The 19767-nt window shown below is 64.7% G+C and carries 18 protein-coding genes; 6 read left to right on the plus strand and 12 right to left on the minus strand.

Translation table 11 applies throughout. The annotated features are described in order from the left end of the window. Together MTR64_RS19030 and MTR64_RS19035 are read left to right on the plus strand one after the other, a co-directional pair. The coding region (locus tag MTR64_RS19030) for an amidohydrolase family protein (RefSeq protein WP_243996123.1) at positions 1 to 537 on the plus strand (537 nt) is incomplete at its 5' end. A 237-nt stretch (positions 538 to 774) separates the two neighbouring features. Further along, the gene (locus tag MTR64_RS19035; RefSeq protein ID WP_243996124.1) at positions 775 to 1917 is read left to right on the plus strand and encodes an alpha/beta hydrolase family protein; all 1143 of its coding nucleotides are present in this window, start codon (positions 775 to 777) and stop codon (positions 1915 to 1917) included. Positions 1918 to 1947: 30 nt separating this feature from the next. On the opposite strand, the gene MTR64_RS21420 is transcribed toward MTR64_RS19035, so the two are convergent. Genes MTR64_RS21420 through MTR64_RS19045 form a run of 3 tightly spaced genes read right to left on the minus strand, consistent with a single transcriptional unit; the run spans position 1948 to position 4743 of the window. Then, positions 1948 to 2076 (minus strand): hypothetical protein, encoded by a 129-nt coding sequence (locus MTR64_RS21420; protein ID WP_268741024.1) that lies wholly within the window; start codon positions 2074 to 2076, stop codon positions 1948 to 1950. A gap of 46 nt (positions 2077 to 2122) precedes the next feature. Continuing rightward, positions 2123 to 3106, minus strand: coding sequence for an agmatine deiminase family protein (locus tag MTR64_RS19040; protein ID WP_243996125.1), 984 nt, complete (start codon positions 3104 to 3106; stop codon positions 2123 to 2125). Further along, the gene (locus MTR64_RS19045; protein ID WP_419144969.1) at positions 3103 to 4743 is read right to left on the minus strand and encodes a M28 family metallopeptidase; all 1641 of its coding nucleotides are present in this window, start codon (positions 4741 to 4743) and stop codon (positions 3103 to 3105) included. The genes MTR64_RS19040 and MTR64_RS19045 overlap by 4 nt, the downstream gene beginning before the upstream one ends. Positions 4744 to 4926: 183 nt before the next feature. On the opposite strand from MTR64_RS19045, the gene MTR64_RS19050 reads away from it, so the two are divergent. The 4 genes from MTR64_RS19050 (at position 4927) to MTR64_RS19065 (ending at position 9746) form a co-directional block, all read left to right on the plus strand. Then, on the plus strand, positions 4927 to 7617 hold the full coding sequence (locus MTR64_RS19050; RefSeq protein ID WP_243996127.1) for a bifunctional [glutamine synthetase] adenylyltransferase/[glutamine synthetase]-adenylyl-L-tyrosine phosphorylase: 2691 nt from the start codon (positions 4927 to 4929) through the stop codon (positions 7615 to 7617). Further along, the gene (locus MTR64_RS19055; RefSeq protein ID WP_243996128.1) at positions 7614 to 8087 is read left to right on the plus strand and encodes a peroxiredoxin; all 474 of its coding nucleotides are present in this window, start codon (positions 7614 to 7616) and stop codon (positions 8085 to 8087) included. Before MTR64_RS19050 ends, MTR64_RS19055 begins: the two co-directional genes overlap by 4 nt. Further along, positions 8088 to 8879: a ferritin-like domain-containing protein gene (locus MTR64_RS19060; RefSeq protein WP_243996129.1), complete on the plus strand. Its 792-nt coding sequence runs from the start codon at positions 8088 to 8090 to the stop codon at positions 8877 to 8879. 150 nt (positions 8880 to 9029) lie between these two features. After that, positions 9030 to 9746, plus strand: a complete 717-nt coding sequence (locus MTR64_RS19065; RefSeq protein WP_243996130.1) for a M23 family metallopeptidase — start codon at positions 9030 to 9032, stop codon at positions 9744 to 9746. A 128-nt stretch (positions 9747 to 9874) separates the two neighbouring features. On the opposite strand, the gene MTR64_RS19070 is transcribed toward MTR64_RS19065, so the two are convergent. The 9 genes from MTR64_RS19070 to MTR64_RS19110 form a co-directional block, all read right to left on the minus strand. Beyond that, positions 9875 to 11527: an EAL domain-containing protein gene (locus MTR64_RS19070; protein WP_327194293.1), complete on the minus strand. Its 1653-nt coding sequence runs from the start codon at positions 11525 to 11527 to the stop codon at positions 9875 to 9877. A gap of 39 nt (positions 11528 to 11566) precedes the next feature. Next, positions 11567 to 12364: a LytR/AlgR family response regulator transcription factor gene (locus MTR64_RS19075; protein ID WP_243996132.1), complete on the minus strand. Its 798-nt coding sequence runs from the start codon at positions 12362 to 12364 to the stop codon at positions 11567 to 11569. A gap of 47 nt (positions 12365 to 12411) precedes the next feature. After that, positions 12412 to 13575 (minus strand): sensor histidine kinase, encoded by a 1164-nt coding sequence (locus MTR64_RS19080; RefSeq protein WP_243996133.1) that lies wholly within the window; start codon positions 13573 to 13575, stop codon positions 12412 to 12414. Positions 13576 to 13638: 63 nt separating this feature from the next. Continuing rightward, positions 13639 to 14337 (minus strand): DsbA family protein, encoded by a 699-nt coding sequence (locus tag MTR64_RS19085; RefSeq protein ID WP_243996134.1) that lies wholly within the window; start codon positions 14335 to 14337, stop codon positions 13639 to 13641. Between the two features lie 48 nt (positions 14338 to 14385). Continuing rightward, positions 14386 to 15747 (minus strand): M48 family metalloprotease, encoded by a 1362-nt coding sequence (locus tag MTR64_RS19090; RefSeq protein ID WP_243996135.1) that lies wholly within the window; start codon positions 15745 to 15747, stop codon positions 14386 to 14388. Between the two features lie 100 nt (positions 15748 to 15847). Next, a complete protein-coding gene (locus MTR64_RS19095; RefSeq protein WP_243996136.1) occupies positions 15848 to 17203 on the minus strand; it encodes a hypothetical protein in 1356 nt (451 codons plus the stop codon). A gap of 102 nt (positions 17204 to 17305) precedes the next feature. After that, complete coding sequence (locus tag MTR64_RS19100; RefSeq protein ID WP_243996137.1) at positions 17306 to 18595, minus strand: MFS transporter; 1290 nt, start codon at positions 18593 to 18595, stop codon at positions 17306 to 17308. Between the two features lie 41 nt (positions 18596 to 18636). Then, positions 18637 to 19026, minus strand: a complete 390-nt coding sequence (locus MTR64_RS19105; RefSeq protein ID WP_243996138.1) for a DUF2141 domain-containing protein — start codon at positions 19024 to 19026, stop codon at positions 18637 to 18639. A 20-nt stretch (positions 19027 to 19046) separates the two neighbouring features. Beyond that, entirely contained in the window at positions 19047 to 19727 is a 681-nt protein-coding gene (locus MTR64_RS19110) for a sterol desaturase family protein (RefSeq protein ID WP_243996139.1), read from the minus strand. Positions 19728 to 19767 lie beyond the last annotated feature (40 nt).

The raw sequence follows: 19767 nt of genomic DNA on the forward strand, positions 1-19767 counted from the left end.
GAAGGCTCGATCGGCTGGGTGCCCTACCTGATGGAGCGCGCAGATTTCTCGAACTGGCGCCACAAGGCGTGGACCCGCTCGCGCTTCCAGGACATCAAGCCCAGCGAACTGATGAAGCGGCACTTCTGCCACTGCTTCCTGTGGGATCCCTATGGCCTGAAGAACCTCGACGAAGTGGGCGTCGAAAACGTCACCTACGAAGTCGACTATCCGCACTCGGACGCGCTGTGGCCGGATGCCGCCGAACTGCTGTGGGAGCAGGTGAAGAACCTGTCGGACGAGTACATCGACCTGATCACCCACAAGAACGCGATCAAGTGGCTCAGGCACGACTCGCTGTTCGAGAACTACAAGCGCGAGGAAATCAACGTTGGCGCGCTGCACGCCAAGGCCGCGGCCAAGGGCGTCGACACTGCTCCAAAGTCCTCGGGCGGTTCGGTCCCGACCAACGAGACCCGTCCGGTCACCTCGGGCGACGTCATGGAAATGTTCAAGGCGCACGCTGAAAAGCGCGCCGGCGAACACGAAATGGCCTGATTGCCCTCGAACGGCCCCGGTACGACTGTGCCGGGTTCACCGCCGGGGTTCAGGGAGCGCCGCGCGAAGGGATCCGTCCTTCGCGCGGCGTTTTTGCTCCGCTGTCATGCGCCGGGCGGTAATGTGAATGGCTTGCTGCGGGCTTCGGAGCACCAGCGCTTGCTGTGGCAAGCAGGCCTGCATAAGCATTCCTCTCAGAAAATACGCCGGTAGGCTCTGGCAACTGGGAGGGACAAAATGAAGCGGACGTGGTGGCACCGGCTGTGGGCCTGCGCGTTTCTGGCACATGTGACTGCCGGTGCGGCTGTGGCCGGGCTGGCTCTTTCGGCCTCGGTTCCGGCACTGGCTGCATCGGGTGACCGGGAAGAGGATTTCGGGTTCGCCATTGGATTGCGGCGGGCAAGCTGGGTGGATACCGCCCGGAAAATAAAGCCCAATGGCGATTTTCCGGGCGCGGATACGCGCAGGCTCGATGTCATGATCTGGTATCCCGTCACCAGCGGTGCTGGCCGCGGAGCACCGGCGGGCGATGCTGTGTTCGAGGGTGCGCCGCCAGCGGCAGGGCGCCGGCCTTTGCTGATCTATAGTCACGGCACCAACGGCCGGCCCGATAACGCGATGGGTATTGTGCGCGCGCTTGTGCACCATGGTTATGTCGTGGCTGCACCGGCTTATCCGTTGTCTTCGCTGGCTGCCTATACTCACATTCGCATGACCGATGTCTCGGATGTCGCCAATCAGGTAAAGGACATTCACTTTCTCATTGATCAGTTGCTGGCCGACGGAGTGACCGGGCCGGTTATCGACCCCGGCGCCATAGGCATCTATGGCCATTCGCTCGGTGGGGTGACGTCCTATTTCGCCGTATACGGCAGGCAGCTGCGCGACCCGCGTGTCAAGGCGGTGGCGCTGCTCGGCGGGGGTGATCCTGTCCAGACTGCGCTGGCCAACGACATGGGACTGTGGGGCACAGGCCATGCCGAAGTGGCCGTGCCGTCCCTAATCCTCAGCGCGGACAAGGACATCTTCAGCCGCATGACGGGGCGTCCGTTCGCGGCCTACGAGCGGGTGGAAGGGCCGAAGACCGAAGTGCTGATCCACGGAGGCGCTCACGTCTGGTTCCGGGACGAGGAGGCCTGGCCCTCGGATAACAGCAACCCCGACTGCCTGTTTTTCGTCCGCAACATGCCCGGCGTGAAAATTCCGGGCTGCGATGACCGCACGCCATTGATCGGTCCCGGCCGCCAGCAGGCGATCACCGTGGCGGCCTTGCGCGATTTCTTTGATTCTGTCCTTCAGGGTGATGCTCAGGCGAAGACCCGGCTGCATGCTTTGGGGGGCATGGACCCGGCGGTGACCGTAAGGTTCGAGGACCAATAAGCCGCAACCTCCAACCGCCGGAGGCTTCCGTCAGAAGGGCAGGGGCGCCTTCGCGAGGATAAGCGCCAGCGCGCAACCGGCCACGATCAGCGACCGCAGTACCTCGAAGTGCTGAAGACGCGGCGCTCTGGCGCTGGCAAGGGCGATGACTCGGGCCATGGAAGTAAAAATGCGCCCGGGGGTGTTGCCAAAGGGTTAAAGCCTCTCACCCCCGCGAGGGCATCTGCTGGCTGGAACAGTGGAACGAGCCGCCGCCTGCAAGTACCGCGTCAGCCAGAATCCCCACGGTTTCGCGGTCCGGGAACAGTTCGGCGATAGCCGCGATGCCCTCGTCATCGTGGGCGGTGCCGTAGATCGGAACCACCACCAGATTCGAGGTGATTGCGAAGTTCATGTAGCTGGCCGGTTCGATCCGCCCGTCTGTTTCCACCCGTCCGGGCGAGGGGACTTCGCGCACGGTCACGCCCATGGCTTCGGCGCGCGCCCTGGCATCGGCATAGATCGGGGCGTTGGGATCGTCCGCGCCGGTTGCGCGCGGCAGGGCGAGCACGTTGGGCGCCACGAAGCGCGCGAGATTGTCGACGTGGCCGTCGGTGTGATCGTTGATCAGACCATCGCCCAGCCATAGCACACGGGTGTAACCGAGATCGCGCTCGAGGCGCATCTCGAGGTCCGCACGGGTGAGGTGCGGGTTGCGGTTGGGGTTGAGCAGGCATTGTTCGGTGGTGACCACCAGCCCGGTGCCGTCACCATCTAGCGCGCCGCCTTCGAGAATCCAGTCGGCCGTCTCGACCGCCAGTCCGGCGCTCTCTGCCAGTCTGGCGCCGATCTCCTGATCGCCGTCCATCAGGTACTTACCGCCCCAGCCATTGAAACCGAAGCGCTTGGCCTTGCGCTGCCCGGTTTCGTTCATCACGACCAGTGGCCCGGTATCGCGCAGCCAGACGTCACCGTAGCGGCGCACTTCCAGCGTGACCTTCTCGGAGACGAGTGATGCCGCCCGGGCGCGGTTGGCCTCGTCGCGCACGATCAGGCGGACTTCCTGACCGGACTCGGCGACCGCACTGGCAAACTGCGCCATCTGCACCTGGGCAGCTTCCAGGAAGCCCGGCCATTCGACCGGGTCATGCGGGAAGCCGATCCAGATCCAGTCCTGCGCATGCCATTCGGGCGGCAGGGTGAACGTCACTTGTGGCAGCCTCCTGTTGCTGCGGCGCAGGCCTTGTCGCGGATTGCGCGGAATTCGTCGCCCTCGTTCCAGTTCGGCCAGAAATCCGAATCGGCGAGCGTGCGGCCGAGCGCGTAGTAGAGGTCCACGTCCTCGACAATCCCGTCCCAGTTCCAGTCTTCCGAATATTCGTCGCTGGGCGCGTGGTAGTGCTTGGCGGTATATTCCTCGCCGATCTTCTCGCCCGCTTCCTTGCCGCCTTCGAACAGGTCGGAACTGCGGCCCACGTCGAACATCGGCACGCCGCGCTTGGCCATCGAGAAGTGGTCGGACCGGTAATAACCGCCGCGTTCGCTGTGGCCTTCGGGCACTTCGGTCAGTCCGGCATCGGCGAGCGCATCGCGGAACACGCCGGTGAGGTCGGACTTGTCGCCGCCGGTCATCGAATAGGAGCGCGAACGCGGCGCGGGCATCAACGCGTCCATGTTCACGCCGCCCACGGTGTGATCGAGCGGAAAGATAGGGTTGGCCGCGTAATATTCGGAACCCAGCAGGCCCGATTCCTCGAGCGTAACGGCGAGGAACACTTCGCTGCGCGCAGCTGCACCGGCCTCCTGATTGGCCCTGGCGATCGCGGTCAGTGCAGCGACTCCCGTCGCGTTGTCGACCGCGCCGTTGCAGATGTCGTCGCCGGTGGTATCGGGCGTGCAGTGGCCGAGGTGATCCCAGTGCGCCGAATAGAGCACGTATTCGTCGGGCCGGGTCTTGCCGGGGAGAATGCCGACGACATTGTTCGAGGTGGACCGGCGGATGGCATTGTCGAAGCCGAAGCTGACTTTGAGGCCTAGCGGTACCGCTTTGAAGCCCTTTTGCTTCGCGGCGGCGGACAGTGCGGCGAGGTCCTTGCCCGAGGCCTTGAGGATCGCTTCGGCGACGGGATTCTGCACCCATCCGTTGGCCGCGGTCTGGTCCATGCCGTCATTGGGCTTCTGCACGTAGTACTGCGCGCCGGTCCAGCTTGAGTTGACGACGTTCCAGCCGTATGCGGCGGGGAAGGTGTCGTGGACTATGATGGCGGCGGTGGCACCCTGCCGGGCGGCTTCCTCGAACTTGTAGGTCCAGCGGCCATAGTAGGTCATGCGGCGGCCCTTGAAGAGGCCCTCCTCGGTCTCGTTGGCATAGTCGGGATCATTGACGAGGATGACCGCCGTCTTTCCGTGCATGTCGATCCCGGCGTAGTCGTTCCAGCCCAGTTCGGGCGCGTCGATCCCGTAGCCTACGAAGACCAGTTCGCTGTCCTTCACCTGCGTCTTCGGCGTGACGCGGTAGCTGGCGGCGACGTACTGATCGCCGAAGCTGAACGAGAGCGGCTTGGTGCCGCCCGTCACGGTGAGCGGGGTGTGGTCCTTGCCTGTGATCTCGACCGTCGGCACCGGCTGCAGCCATTCGCCGTGGTTGCCCGGCTGCAGGCCCGCCGCCTTGAACTGGGAGATGATGTAGTCCAGCACCTTGGGTTCGACCGCGGTGCTGGGCGCACGGCCTTCGAAATCGTCCGACGCGAGCTGCTTCACCATCGCCTTCATCAGGCTGACCGAGATGTCCGGCGTCTTTGCCGCAGCGGCCTCCGCGGGCGGCGGCAGCGCCGTCCCCTTGGGCATTTTCGGGCCTTCGTAGGTGGACGTGCAGGCGCCCAGGGCCAGGACGGCGAGAACAAGCGCGGGATGTTTCAAGAGTGCGGCCTCTGTCTGGAGTGGGGGGAGGCGCACAGGTGCCAGACGATCCCGGGATATACAAGCCGGGCACCTCTTGCCCCGGCGCCGCGCAGCGGGCAGGGATGCGGCATGAGTGCCGACTGGACCGGAGCGATCGACCGCGCGCGTGCCCACGCGCCGCACCTCGAGGCAGCCTTGCGGCGCTTGCCCGATCTTGCGGACATTCTGGCATCCGGCAATGGCGAAGCCGCGCTCGCTTATGCCCGAGCGGCGGGCGAGGGCGTTGCCGATACGGGTGTGGCCTTGCGGCGCGAGAGGCTGGCGTTGTCGCTGGCTCTGGCGATCGGCGATCTGGCCGGAGCTTTCCCACTGCTCAAGGTGACTGGCGAATTGTCCGCATTTGCCGATCGTGCGCTCGATGCCGCGATTGCAGAGGGCATCCGCCGCCGTGCGCCGGACAGCGAACCGGCAGGGTTTTTGGCGCTCGCGCTCGGAAAGCACGGCGCGGGCGAACTCAACTACAGTTCGGACATCGATCCGATCCTGCTGTTCGATCCGGCGCTGCTCCCCCGCCGAGAGCGAGACGAGCCGGGCGAGGCAGCGCAGCGGGTTGCGCGCGTGGTGGTAGAAACGCTCTCGAATGTTACCGCCGAGGGCTACGTTTTCCGCGTCGACCTGCGGCTGCGGCCTGCCTCGGAAGTGAGCCCGCTGGCGATCTCGATCGATGCTGCTCTGACGCACTACGAATCCTCTGCGCTTGCGTGGGAGCGGGCGGCGTTCATCCGCGCGCGCGCCTGTGCCGGCGATGTGGCAGCGGGCGAGGCGTTCCTGTCGGCGATCCGCCCCTTCGTCTGGCGCAAGAGCCTCGATTTTGGCGCGATCGCCGAGATCGGGCGGCTGACCGGGCAGATCCGGGCGAGTGCGCGCGGTACGCCCGAAGTCGGGCCGGGCTTCGACATCAAGAAGGGCCGTGGCGGCATTCGCGAGATCGAATTCTACGCCCAGACTCACCAGCTCATCCACGGCGGCCGCAATCCGGCGCTGCGCCTGCGCGGCACCCGCGCGACGCTCGACGCGCTGGCCGACGCGGGACTGATCGCCAGTGAGGACGCCTGTCTGCTTGGCGAGAGCTATGACCGGTTGCGTATGGTCGAGCACCGGCTGCAGATGATGCACGACCAGCAGACCCAGAGCCTGCCGGTGCATGCCGAAGCGCTTGATGTCGTCGCGCGGCTCGACGGCTTGCCGGACGGGAAGGCGCTGCTGGCCGAACTGGCTACGATCACTGCGGCAGTCGGCGAACGCTACGATGCGCTGATTATGGCCAATACGCCCAGCGCGCCCGGTGTGGCGGTGCCGATGCCCGATCAGGCGACGCTGCTCGAAGACCTTGAGGGGCTGGGGTTCGACGATCCACAGGCGGTGGCGCAGCGGATCGAGGGCTGGCAGTCCGGCCGGATGCGCGCCTTGCGTTCGGATGCGGCGCGCACGGCCTTCGAAGCGATCCGGCATGACCTGCTTGCCGCGTTGGCCTCTGCGCCAGAACCCGAACGCGCGCTGTCCCGGTGGGAGCAGCTGCTCAACAACCTGCCGAGTGCGATCAACCTGTTCCGCCTGCTCGAAGCGCGACCGGCGCTGCTTGAGCTGCTGGCCCGCATTCTCAGTCTGGCACCGCCGCTTGCCGATGCCCTGGCGCGGCGGGCCGATCTGCTCGATCCGCTGATCGATGCCAGTGCCTTCGACCTGCCTGGAACCACGGACGAGCTGATCGCCGTATTCAGCCGCTTCGAGCCGGGGGACGACTATGAGCGTAAGCTCGATTCGGTGCGCCGCAAGGTGGGCGAACTGCGCTTCAAGCTGGGCGTCCAGCTGATCGAGGGCGCTAACGACCCGCTCGACATCGGCCATGCGCTCGCCCGCGTGGCCGAAGCGGCGCTGGTGGTGCTCACCGATGCCACGGCCGAGGAATTCCGCGCTATGCATGGCATCATTCCCGGCAGCGAAATGCTGGTGCTGGGGCTCGGCCGTATGGGCGGGGGCGTGCTTACCCATGCTTCCGACCTCGATCTGATCTACCTGTTTACCGGCGATTTCCATGCCGAATCCGATGGCCGGAGGCCTCTTGGCGGCACGCACTACTACAACCGGCTCTCGCAGCGGGCGATTTCCGCCTTGTCCGTGCCGACGGCCGAAGGGGCACTCTACGAGGTCGATACGCGCCTGCGCCCTTCGGGCACGCAGGGGCCGCCTGCGGCCAGTCTCGATAGTTTCGAACGCTATCAGTGCGAGCAGGCGTGGACCTGGGAACACATGGCATTGTGCCGGGCCCGGCCGCTCTTCGGTTCGCAAGGCGCGCGCGAGGCGCTTTGCGGTGTGATCGGCGGGGTGCTCAAGGCGCCGCGCGATCAGGAAAGGCTCAGGGCCGATGTGCTGGAAATGCGCGGCACCATGACGCAGCACAAGGCGCCCAAGGGGCCGCTTGACGTCAAGCTGGCACGCGGCGGTCTCGTCGATCTGGAATTCATCGTTCACTATACCCAGCTGCGCGAGTGCAAGGGATTCCGGCCTGATCTGGCCGATGCGATTCGCGAACTGGCGCTGCCGCTCGGCGAGGCGCACGACGCGCTTACCCGCTTTCTGGTTGCCGCACGCCTGTTGGCGCCCGATTCGCAGGTGCCCGGCAGCGCGGCGTGCATGGCGCTTGTGCGCGCCTGCGGCTATGGGAGCTGGGATACCCTCGAAGCCGGGCTGTCGGCCGCGCGCGCGCAAGTGGCCGCCGCGTGGCAGGACGCATTCGGCGAAACACTGGAGACAGCATGATGAGCAAGCCCGGAACCGGCGACACCTTCCCCGATATCGCGATGGAAGCCCCCGATGGCGGCAGCGTGAAGGCGTCGGACTTTGCGGGCCAGAAGCTCGTCGTGTTCTTCTATCCCAAGGACAACACGCCCGGTTGCACCACCGAGAACATCGACTTTTCGGCCTTGAAGAGCGAGTTCGACGCTGCCGGCGTGGCGCTCCTCGGCGTCAGCAAGGATGGGCCAAAGAAGCACCAGAACTTCATCGCCAAGCACGATCTCAAGGCGCCGCTCGCCAGCGATGCCGAGGAAAACGGGCTGTCCGACGCGCTCGGCATCTGGACCGAGAAACAAAACTACGGACGGACCTACATGGGCATGGTGCGCACTACATACCTCGTCGGGCCCGACGGCAAGATCGCGCAAGTCTGGGACAAGGTGAAAGTGAAGGGCCACGCCGCCGCTGTCCTGGAGGCCGCAAAGGCGCTCTGAATGCCTGCCAGTGTTTCTGCCGCCATCCGTGCGGCCATGCTCGAAAGCGATCCGCGCGCCAAGGTCATGGCCGCGCGCAAGGTGGCGCGCGATTGGCGGCTGGGGCGGCTGGCCTTCGTGTTCGACGAGCCAATGCCTGACCAGCCGGGCTGGCCCGATGCGCCCGAACTCCTGCCGCCCGGCCGGATGCCCCGCCGCCGTAAGGCCGGATCGGAACGCGGGCGGATCGCGCTGTGGCACGCGATCGGGCATATCGAATTCGTCGCCATCGATCTCGCGCTCGACATGGCGGGCCGGTTCGGCGCGGAGATGGGCGAGGGATTCGTCGGCGATTTCCTCTCCGTCGCGGCTGACGAAGCGATGCACTTCGTGTTGATCGACCGGCACTTGCGTACACTGGGCAGTCACTACGGAGCTTTGCCGGCCCATGCCGGGCTGTGGAGCGCTGCGCATGACACCCGACACGACGTGGCGGCGCGTCTGGCCGTAGTGCCCATGGTCCTGGAAGCGCGCGGTCTTGACGTCACGCCGTTGACGCTGGAACGAGTCCGCGCGGCAGGCGACGAACGCGGCGCGCGAATCCTGCAACGAATCCTTGACGATGAAATCCGGCACGTCCGTTTCGGCGCAAATCATTTCGCCGACGTTGCCAAACGTCTCGGCGCGGTAAACGGTGAACTGTGGAAAGTACTGGTTTCCCGCCACTTTCGCGGCACGCTCAAACCCCCGTTCAACGACTCAGCGCGTCTTGCAGCCGGTTTGTCGCGAGATATTTACCATGGGGTTGCCTGAACGAAACATGACGGCATAAGTCATAACCCGTGAGACGGCGGGGGGTTCCGACCATCTCCAACAATAACGCCGGACGGCTTTTCGGGGGCCGTATCCAGGAAACGAACGTCGTGCCTGTCGCGGGTTTCGACGAATAACAAGGTATTGCGAGTGGTCGTAACGAAGTCTTTCGCCAAGTTCCGCGCAGTGACCGGTGCATTCGTCGCCGCGGGTCTTTCCATCGCCGCCCATCCCGCGATGGCCAACAGCGCTGCTGCTGCTGCCGATATTTCCGCCCCACTGCGTGCCGCCCAGTCGGCCAATCAGTCGGTCTCCGGGGGTGAGGACGAGCAGTTCCGCAATCTCTTCAGCTCCTGGCAGAACTTCGAGGAAACCGGCCTTGCCGTCTCGAAGGCCAGGCCTGCCGTTTCCGGCGGCATTGCCGGAGTTTCCATCCCGTCGCGCAATCCGCTTGACCGTGATGTGATGACCAGCAGCTTCGGCATGCGCGAACATCCGGTGCTCGGCGGCCGCCGCGCTCACAAGGGTGTCGATCTCGCCGCGCCGGTAGGCACGCCCGTCTATGCTCCCGCCGACGGCGTCGTGGGCCGCGCTTCGTGGTTCAGCAGCTATGGCCTGTTCATCGCACTTGAGCATGGCGCCGACATGGAAACCCGCTACGGTCACCTTTCGCGGCTCAACGTTGCCGAAGGCCAGATGGTCCACAAGGGTGACGTGATCGGCTACGTCGGAACCACGGGCCGCTCCACTGGCCCGCATCTGCACTACGAAGTCCGCGTCGATGGCGTGGCGGTCAATCCGGTGCCCTACATGCAGTCGACGGCCGGCATGGCCGCTGCCGAGATGGACGAAGCCCGGGGCGGCTGATCCGGAAAGTTTCATACCAAGGCTCTGATCCGCGTTCAGACGCGGCGGGCCTGGCAAGGTTTGGAGAGGGAGGAAGAGGCGGTCCGCAAGGGCCGCCTTTTCTGGTTGGGCATGTATGGGCTGCGGTATTACGCGGCTATGGCAGACAACTGACGATGTCTCGTCCGCCCGTGGTGTTCGCTCCGCAACCGCTCCAGGAGGGCGCTGGCGGTTAACGGCCCGCTGTAGTAATAGCCCTGGGCGAGTTCGACGCCGAGGCTGCCGAGCATTTTTGCCTGATCTTCCGTTTCGACGCCTTCGGCGATCACCTGCAACTGAAGATCCTTGGCGATTTCTATGATTCGCTGTGCCACCTGACTGGTGGCCGAGCCGGTGCCGAGTGTACTTACGAAGAGCTTGTCGATCTTCAGATAGTCAACTTCCAGCTGCGCAAGGTAGCCGAGACCCGAATACCCTGTCCCGAAATCATCTACCGCAATCCGGGCGCCCCGGCTGCGAAAGTTCCTGAACGCATCCGCGGCCTTGCCGGCATCGACGAACGAACGTTCGGTGGCTTCGATCAGCAGATTCTCGAACTTTATGCCTGAATGCTTCACGACAGCGGTCACGTCGCGGACGATCGCGGGACAATGGATGTCTGCTGCGGACAAGTTCAGACCAATGTGAAAGTCCGGTGCGATGTCGATCAGACGCGGGGCATCGTCAGTGAGCAGTTCAAGGACCCGGCGCGTAATCTGGCGAATGCTCCCGGTCTCTTCGGCGATCGGAATGAAATGATCCGGTGCGATCATTTCGCCGTTGCGCCTCCGCCAGCGCAACAAGGCTTCCGCGCCGATGGTGCGGCCGGTCGCGATGTCGATGACGGGCTGGTAGAGAAGATGGAACTCCTGTCGCTTGAGCCCGTTGCGGATCATCGCGGGCATCGATGTGAAGTCTCGGATGAAGCGCGACAACAGCAGTGACAGCATCAGTCCGGCAGCCAGGCCGATCGGCACCAGAATGGCGGCCGTTTCGCGGGAGAAGTGCGCGGTGTCTGTCAGGGGCACGGCGGCAATTGAACCGATGTCGTAACGGGACGACCGGGTGACGGAGATCAGATAGCCATTGGACCGGAACACGGTGCCTGGAGGAAGGTCGGTTCGCAGCCAGCTTCTTTGGAATGGGCCCCTGACGACGAGCGGCTGGCGCTGAGACCAGGTGAACGTGCTGATCGCCGATCCGGGGGCGGAATCGACAAAGCTGAGTGGAAGGTCCCTGTGGATGATCCCGGCGAAGGATCCCAAGCCGATGACCAGATAGGGCTGCCCGTGGCCGAAGAGTCTGGCATGGGTCCATATCAGCGATTTCGTTTCACCCATGAAATCGGGTTTGCCCAGATCAATCGGGAGGCTCCGGCCAAGTGAAGAGCAGACGATCCTGGTGCCGTCGAGGCGGCCGACGGCTTGCAGCAAGGTGGACGAGAGGTCGAGATTTCGCATCAGGTCCACAGTGCTGTCCGAGCACGCCGCTGCCGCGGGAACCTTGTTGATGATGTCGCTTCCGGCCTGCACCTGATCGGCTGTATTCTCTGAACTCGCCAGCGCCGCCATGGCCAGCCGCGCAACGTAGCTTTCTTCGCGCTTGTTGGCCTGATGGCGGGCAAGGGCAATGGCGGCGGCAACCGGCACCACGGTTGTCAGGCAAATGGCGGCGATGATGCATGCAGAAAGGAGTCTGCTCCCCTTCATGGCTGTCCTTGCTACGGCTTCAGGCCGGTCAGGGCAGCACCAGTGCCATGCCATGGTTAACTTCCGGTATGGCACACTTAGGGGCTTGTCCCCTTAGTGAACGAAGCGCGCGATCACGTCGCGGTAGGAGCGCGAGACTTTCACCTGCGCGCCCGATTCAAGCACGAGGAAACATTCGCCGTTGGTGTGCGGCTTGACCTGCCGGACCTGGTTGAGGTTGACGATGGTCGAGCGGTGGACGCGCTGGAACACGCGCGGGTCGAGACGGCGCTCGAGGTCCTTCATCGTCTCGCGCAGGATCAGCGAATTGTCGGCCGTGCGGATGCACATGTAGTCGCCGGCGGCTTCGATATGCTCGATGCTGTCCACATCGATGCGGAAGATCTGGCCGCGATCCTTGATGTTGATGAGCTTCTCGTAGCGGTCAGAACTGCCGTCCGCGTCCTCGGGGATCTGTTCGACGGCATCGGGCGCGACTTCGGCCAGAACGGTCTTGAGCTTTTCCGCTTCCTCGGCCGAGCGCTTTTCGGCCAGCCGCTGTCGCACGCGGGCGAGAGTATCGTCGAGCTTGGCCTCATCGACCGGTTTCATGAGGTAGTTGACCGCATTGGCCTCGAACGCGCGCACGGCATGTTCCTGATAGGCGGTGACGAAGACGAACAGGGGCGGCTCGATCTCCATCACGCCCTTGACGACCGAAAAGCCGTCGAAGCCCGGCATCTGGATGTCGAGGAAGACCAGGTCCGGCTTTTCAGTCTTGATCTTGCGGATCGCCTCGCGCCCGTTCGAGCAGGTGTCGATGATCTCGACGTCGGGATATTTCTCCAGCCGCAGCTGCAGCCCCTGGATCGCCAGCTTTTCGTCGTCGACAAGGATCGTGCGAATGGTCATGTCTTACAGTCTCCGAGCCGCTTGAACGCGTGCGGCCCCATAAAGTTTCATCGCGCCGCCAGGGCCGGCTGGCGCAGGACTTCCGGATGGTCTTCGACGGGTTCGCGGCGCTCGGCCGGGATCTCGAGCACGACGGCAAAGCCGCCTTCCACCGGCTCGATCGTTTCGAAGCGGTGGTTTTCGCCATAGGCCTGCACCAGCCTGTCCCGAATGTTCGAAAGGCCGACGCCGGTCGATACCGGTTCCCCTCCGTCGTAGGTCATGCCCGATAACCTGTTGTCGGTGGTCGGACTTTGCAAGCCCGGCCCGGTATCCGAGACGCTGATGCGAAGCATGGAGCCGATGAGTTGCGTGGTGATCGTGATTTCCGCCCCGGTTTCCTGAGGGCTGACGGCATACTTGATGGCGTTCTCGACGAGCGGTTGCAGCAGCAGTGAAGGCAGCAGGCAGGCTTCGGTTGCAGGATCGACCTGGAACGTGGTGCGCAGTCGCTCCTCGAAGCGCATACGCTCGATGTCGAGGTAGAGTTTGAGCGTCTCCACCTCCTGCGCGACGGTGACGCGGGCGGAGGGTTTGTTGACCAGCGTGTAACGCAGGAACGAGGACAGGCGAGAGAGCATGGCGTTGGCTGGCTCGGTCTGCTTGAGCAGCACCAGCGTGGAGATCGAGTTCAGCGTGTTGAACAGGAAATGCGGGTTGAGCTGGTATCTCAGCATCGCGAGCTGCGCGCTGGTTGCCTGGTTCTCCAGCCGGATCAACTGGTCGTTCTGCTCTTCCACCTGCAGGTAGAAGTTCACCATGTAGTAGAGCGCGGTCCAGGCGCCGAGCAGGGTGGCGTCGAGGTAGAACACGCCAAGGAACAGCTGCGTGAAGCTGGCCTCGCTGTCGGTGCGCCACAGCGACCAGACCCAGGCGTCGATAAAGGCGTGCAGTGCCACCGCGAAAGGCAGGACCAGCGCGGTCAGGCCCCAGGTCACGATCGGGCGCCGGACAATCAGGGCGCGGTAGATCACCGAGAGCACGAGGGAGATCGAAAAGCCGGTGATCGTCGCGATCAGCACCAGCACCAGCGAGGTCAATGGCTGGTTGTTGGCGATCAGCGACATCGTGCGCAGCATCATCGCCCCGGCCCAGCCTGCCGTCTGCAGGCGCCAGAACGCCTGGTCCTTGTTGGCGAAGAACGGGATAGGCTGGATCGGCAGGACGCTCATGCCCATGGTTTAGCCGAAATTACGCCGAAGCTGAAATGCCGCTGATGCCATGCGCCCGGGTTTTCAACCTCCGCGCGCTTCCTGCACGGCCTGAGACAGCTGATCCATGCCCACCGCGCCCGAGATCAGCCGGTCTCCGGCGATCCAGCTTGGCGTGCCCGAAAAGCCCAGGCGGCTGGCCAGTTCGAGGTTGTGGTTGATTTCTTCTTCCACGACCTTGCTGGCGGCGACCTTGCGGGCGCGGTCCATGTCGAGGCCCACCTTCTGCGCCACCGCCTCGATCGTCTGTGGATCGAGCTGCCCGGCCGCGAACATCGCGTCGTGGAAGGCGGGGTACTTGCCCTGTTCCGCTGCGGCGAGTGCCATCTTCGCGGCATCCGGGCTCTGGGGGCTGATGATTGGCAGCTCGCGCACGACGATCCGCAGATCGGGGTTGTGGGCGATGAGGCCCATGACGTCGGGCAGGCTCTTGCGGCAGTAGCCACAGGCGAAATCTGTAAATTCGACCAGCGTGACTGTGCCCCGGGGATTGCCAAGCACGGCGCCGGGGAATGGGGTCTCGACCGTGGAGCGGACTCCGGCAAGCTGCTCGGCGCTCTGCCGCCGCTGCAGTTCGTCCATCGCCTGCGGCAGGATTTCCGGGTGTTCCATGATGTAGTCGTGCACCACGTGCTCGACTGCCTTGCGTCCGCCATACCAGCTGCCCGCGCCCACCAGCGCGAGGCATCCGGCGATTACTGCGAACTTCGTGCCATTACCCATGTGATGTCCTGCAACTTTCCCTGTGGCCCGGCGTGGGCCTGTTCCGCCCTAGCGCCGCTTTTTCTCGCGCTCCAGTGCGGCGCGTGCCTGCATCTCGATATCCTGGGCGCGCAGCCAGTCAGGCGAACCGGTGGCAAGGCCTGCCTCGGCCGCCTGCGCGCTCATCAGCGCCTCGTTCATGTTGCCAGAAAGAGCCTGCTGCTCGGCGCTGGCGAGGCGCGCGCGCGGCATGTCGCCATTGGCGGCATAGATCATGCCGAGCTGGTACCAGGCAAAGGGGTTCTCGCGGTCGCGTACGACGGCGGCGCGCAGTACGCGCTCGGCCTCCTTGTAGTTGGCGGGATCTTCGGTGGCCATCAGCGCATGGCCGAACAGTGTTGCGATCAACGGCTGGTTCCCCGTCATTTGCGTCGCGCGCCGCAGGGGTTCGATGGCTTCGCCCGGTCTGCCCGATTCGAGCAGGATCTGGCCCTGCAGTTCGAGGAAATAGGGATCGTCCGGATCGATCGCGATCAGCGCGCCAGTCTCGGCGCGCGCATCGTCCAGTTTGGACTCGCGGTTGTAGGCATAGGCGCGGGCATAGTGTGCGGGCACCGAATTGTCGGTCAGCGGGTACTTGCGGAACACGTCGCGTGGTTCGGCGAGATAGCCGAAGAGCTTCGCCTTCATGCGGACAAAGCGCTTCTGAAGCCCCGGATCGTCCGGCTTGTTCCACGCGAGATCCTGTTGGTAGGTGTCCTGCAGCGTGGCGATGCGGTCGCCGGTCAGCGGGTGGGTGCTGTAGAACTGGTCCTGATTGCGCTGGCTGTAGCCGTAGCGGTATTCCATGTTCTGCAGCTTCTGGAAGAATTCGACCGAACCGCGCCCGCTGATTCCGGCATCCGAAAGGTACTTGGCGCCCGCCGCGTCGGCCGAGGCTTCCTGCGAGCGGCTGTATGCCAGGTACTTGCCGATGGCAGCCTGCTGGCCGGCCATGATTACGCCCATTGCGGCCTCGCCGCCGCCTGCTGCTGCCGCCGCCGCTCCGAGCAGCAGGGACAGCAGCGAAACGCTGGTGGCAGCCTTTGCCCCCTGGTTGAGCACGGCGTGGCCGCCGGTGACGTGGCCCAGTTCGTGCGCGATCACACCCTGCACTTCGGCAGCGGTATCGGCCTCGTTGATCAGCCCGGCATTGACGTAGACCGCCTGTCCGCCCGCCACGAAGGCATTGACTGCCATGTCGTTGACCAGAACGATATCGACATTGGCGGGATCGAGCCCGGCTGCCTTGATCAGCGGTGTCGCCATGTCGTGCAGCAGCGCCTCGGTCTCCGCATCACGCAGGATCGACTGCGCGGCCGCCGGTGCTGCCGACCAGCACAGCAGCGCCAGAAACGTCAGGATGAATGCGGGAATTCGCAGCTTCGGCATCGTGCCTCTTGGGACCTCGCGGCCTTAACTGGTGCTGAAGCGCCGTGCCGCTCGCCAAGGGTAGTGGCGGCGTGTCCCGTTGCAAGGCCCTATGGCGCGGTCAGTCGAGCAGGTGTCGCGCCGCGCGGTCGAGCAGGGCGTCGTCGTTCGAGACCTCGCCCAGCAGCACCAGCCGCCCGTCGTCCATCCGCCGCGCGACGAGAACGGCAAATTCGTTGCCCTGCGCCACCGAATCGAACGAGCGCGGTTCGAGTTTGCGGAGCCCCTCCACGAGATCTTCGTGACCCGGGCGGGGGCGGGCGGGTTTGCCCCCTGCGGTGCGGCGCAGGCGGCGCTCCTCGGCCACCAGGCCTTTGAGGCCGCCGGCGGATTCGGTCAGCAGGCCGATCATCGCGCCGCGTTCGATGCCCAGCCGCTGGCCGTGGGCGATCACCGTCGCGAATTCGGTAAGGCGGGTCTTGTCGTAGTCGACCCCGAAAACGAGTTTGACCAGCGGGATCAGCGGGGCGCGCTCCTGCACTTTCAGCCCGGCATCTTCCACCAGTTCAGCAAAGTCTTCCGGCGCTTCGGCAGCGGCCAGAGCGAAATCGTAGGCCCGACTGACGGCCTCGTAGAGTGCCCGACGCGACCGATCCTCGCTGCTCCGGGCATTGAGCGCTTCTTCGCGTGCGGCTGCGAGCCAGTCGCCCAGCGACAGCTGTTCGGGCGTTCCGGTCAGGAAGGAGTCGTCGAAACAGTCGCCGTGCATGCCGAATTCGGCGAGCGGCAGATCCTGTGGCGCGTAGTCGGAACCGGACTGGCCCATGCCGGGATCGGCGGGGCCATCGGCCCATTCGCTCATCGCGGCTTCGCGCAGCATTGCCGGGCGGGCATCGACGGCTTCGTCCACCTGCCGCATCAGGGCGTCGGTCGCAGACTGGTCGGCCAGTTCCTTCCAGTTGATGACGCCGTAGATGTAGTCGATGGCCATATCATCGCGCGAGAACGGCAGCAGGATGCCGCGGTAGAGAATTGTCACGCCGCGCTGGTTGACGAATTCGGCCTCGAACCCGATCGGTGCCTGATTGGCGAGGATCTGCATGTAGTGGTCGGTGATGCGCGAGAGCAGCGAACGCGCGGGTACGTCGCTCAGGCGGCCGATCGGTCCTTCGGCACCGCACTCCGCGGCCAGATCCGATCCCAGATAGCCGATGGCCGGGTTGTCGATGCCGCTGGTGAAGTCGAGCAGGACCGAATGGGGGCCGAAATCATGCAGCTCTTCGGGGTGCAGCGCGGCGATGTCGGGGAAAGTGCGATTGTCGAGCAGGCTGGCCCAGAAATTGTAGGCGCGCACGTGCATGCGCCGCTCGTCTGCACCGACTTCTGCCGGCGCGCTTGCGGCACCCGCGTTGTCCAGGTCCGAAGAGAAACCATCGGTTCCGTCCTGACTGGAAAACTGACCACGCAACGTATCCATGCGGCTTCCCCATAAACCTTATCCTGCCCATTCTCGCGCAACATGGTAAATTAATGTTTAAGTTGCGCGTGAGCGGGCATCCCGGGGGTGTGCGGGGGAAATTCAGGTGTGTTTGAGCACACCTTCGCCGGGGCGCGGCAGCGGCGCTACCAACCGCAGGATTGCGAACGAGACAAACAGGAACACCGATCCCGCGTGCAGTGCGAAAGGCAGGCTCTTCCAGTCGGCGAGCGCCCCCCAGGCCCATGAACCCAGTGCCATGCCGCCGAAAGTCACGGCCTGATAGATCGACAGGCACCGGCCGAGGATCTCGTCGGGCGAGCGCATCTGAACGGCGGTATTGATCGTTGTCATGATCCAGACCCAACCCATGCCGGCAGCGAACGCGCCGGGCAGGGCGTATAGGACATGACTAACCTCTGCCACGAGCGACATGGAACCCACGAAGAGGGCCGAACCGAGCGCGAGAATACCCTCGAGCCCGAGCTTTTTGCGGATCGTGCCGACCAAGGGGGCAGCGAGAATCGAGCCGATGCCGAACAGTCCGAGCATGAGCCCGAATTCGAGTTCCGACCCGTGCATCTGCGCGCTCACGACCGCAGGCAGCAGCGACTGGTAGGCGGCAAGGCTGAATCCCAGTGCCAGGCCACGGATCAGGATGCGGCGCAAAGGCCAGTTGCCGGCGCAATAGCGGATGCCCACCGCGACGGCGGGCAGGATGGGACGGCGTTCGATCTTGCGCGCTTCGGGCCGCCACCACATCAGGACGGCGATCAGGCCAATGTAGCTGACCGCGTTGATCGCGAAGGCGAACGAGACGTTCCAGATCGAGATCAGCAGCCCGCCCAGCGCCGGCCCGATCGAACGGGCGATGTTGAACGAGATCGAATTGAGCGCGATCGCCTGTGGCAGTTCGCCGGGATCGACCTGCTGGCGCACGGAAGCCTGCCAGGCGGGAGAGTTCAGCGCGGTGCCCGCGCCGACCGAGAGCGTGAAGGCCAGAAGCAGGGCCGGGGTGATCCATCCCGCATAAGTCAGTGCAGCCAGCACCGCGGATACCGTCAGCATCCCCACTTGCGCGGCGAGCATGACCCGGCGGCGGTCGAAGTTGTCGGCAATGGCGCCCGCGAACATGCCCAGCAGCATGATCGGCATCGTGGCCGACGCCTGTACCAGCGCGACCAGCTGGTGCGAGGGCGTCAGTTCGGTCATCAGCCAGGCGGCGCCTACCGATTGCAGGGTCGAGCCGAGGTTGGAAAAGAGGTTGGCGATCCAGATCGCGCGGAAGACCGGATAGCGGAAGGGTGAGAATGTGCCGCTTGGCGGCGGGGGAACCAGCCCCGCTGTCGCCGTCTCGACGATTTCCTCTATGATATCTTCTTCCCGTGCCACGCATCCCGCCTAAGCGGAGCAAGCGGCGGCGGCAAGCCTGCTCAGAACATATAGCGCATGCGAATCGCCAGTTGCACTGTCCGTCCGTCCACGCCGAACGCGGCGTCGACGAAATCGGGCGGGCCCATGCGGACGGGCGCATCCCGCGAGAAGCCGAAGCCTTCGCGCGGGATGATCAGGCGCTTGTCCAGCTTGCCGTTGCCATTCTCGTCATGGACCAGCGCAATGGCGTATTCGCCGCGCGGGACGGGGCCGAAATCGAGGTGTTGCGCGCCGCTGGCGGGCACGATCAGCTTGCGGGCGTGCGGGTCCTTGTCGCAGTTGGGGAAGGTTTCCGGGCGGGCGGTGAGGCAGGCGAGTATCTGGCCCTTGGCCGATCGCAGGCCGGTTACCGTCACCGAGACATCGCCTCCGACCGGTGCGGCTGCCACGAGCAACGGTGAGATGGCGGTCAGGGCGAGGACAATCCCCGGTCGGTGCCGCACAGGTGATCCCAGAATCGGAAGTAGAGGCCGTAATTGCATTGATAGCTTTCGTGGTGCCGGTGGTGGTGGCTGGCGGTGATCAGCCAGTGGCCGACGCGCGAATGCACCAGCCAGCGCGGGAACAGTTCCCAGCCCATGTGATTGGTGATGCCCATCACCGTCATGATTGTGAGCAGCAGCCCCAGGATACCCGCATGGACAGGCACGATGAAGACAATTGCCGGGATGACCACTGCGCCGGTGACCGCCTCCACCGGATGAAAGCTCATCGCCGCCCATGCCGTTGGCGGGCGGCTGGCGTGGTGGACGGCATGGGCCATGCGGAACGGCCGGGGCCAGTGCATCCAGCGGTGGGTCCAGTAGAACCAGGTGTCGTGGAGAAACAGGCAGAGCAGCAGAGACACGGGCATCCACCACAAGGGGTGAGCGGCGGGATCGGTGTAGATCAGCGTCCAGCCGTGCTCGCGCCAGCCCCATGCGGTCACGCCTGCGGGCAGGCCGTAGATCGCCGCCGAGATCAGCGACCAGCCGATCTCGCGCCGGATCTGCCGATCCAGCCCCTTGTACAGGCCGGGCCGGACCTTGCCGGTGATCCACGCGAACAGGCCCGAGGTCAGCAGGTAGCGCAGCCCCACGATCGCCGTCATCACTGCGGCGGAGGCGGCAACTGCCCACAGACCTGGACCA

This window comes from Novosphingobium album (ex Hu et al. 2023), from assembly GCF_022832385.1.
Taxonomy (GTDB): Bacteria; Pseudomonadota; Alphaproteobacteria; order Sphingomonadales; family Sphingomonadaceae; genus Novosphingobium; species Novosphingobium album.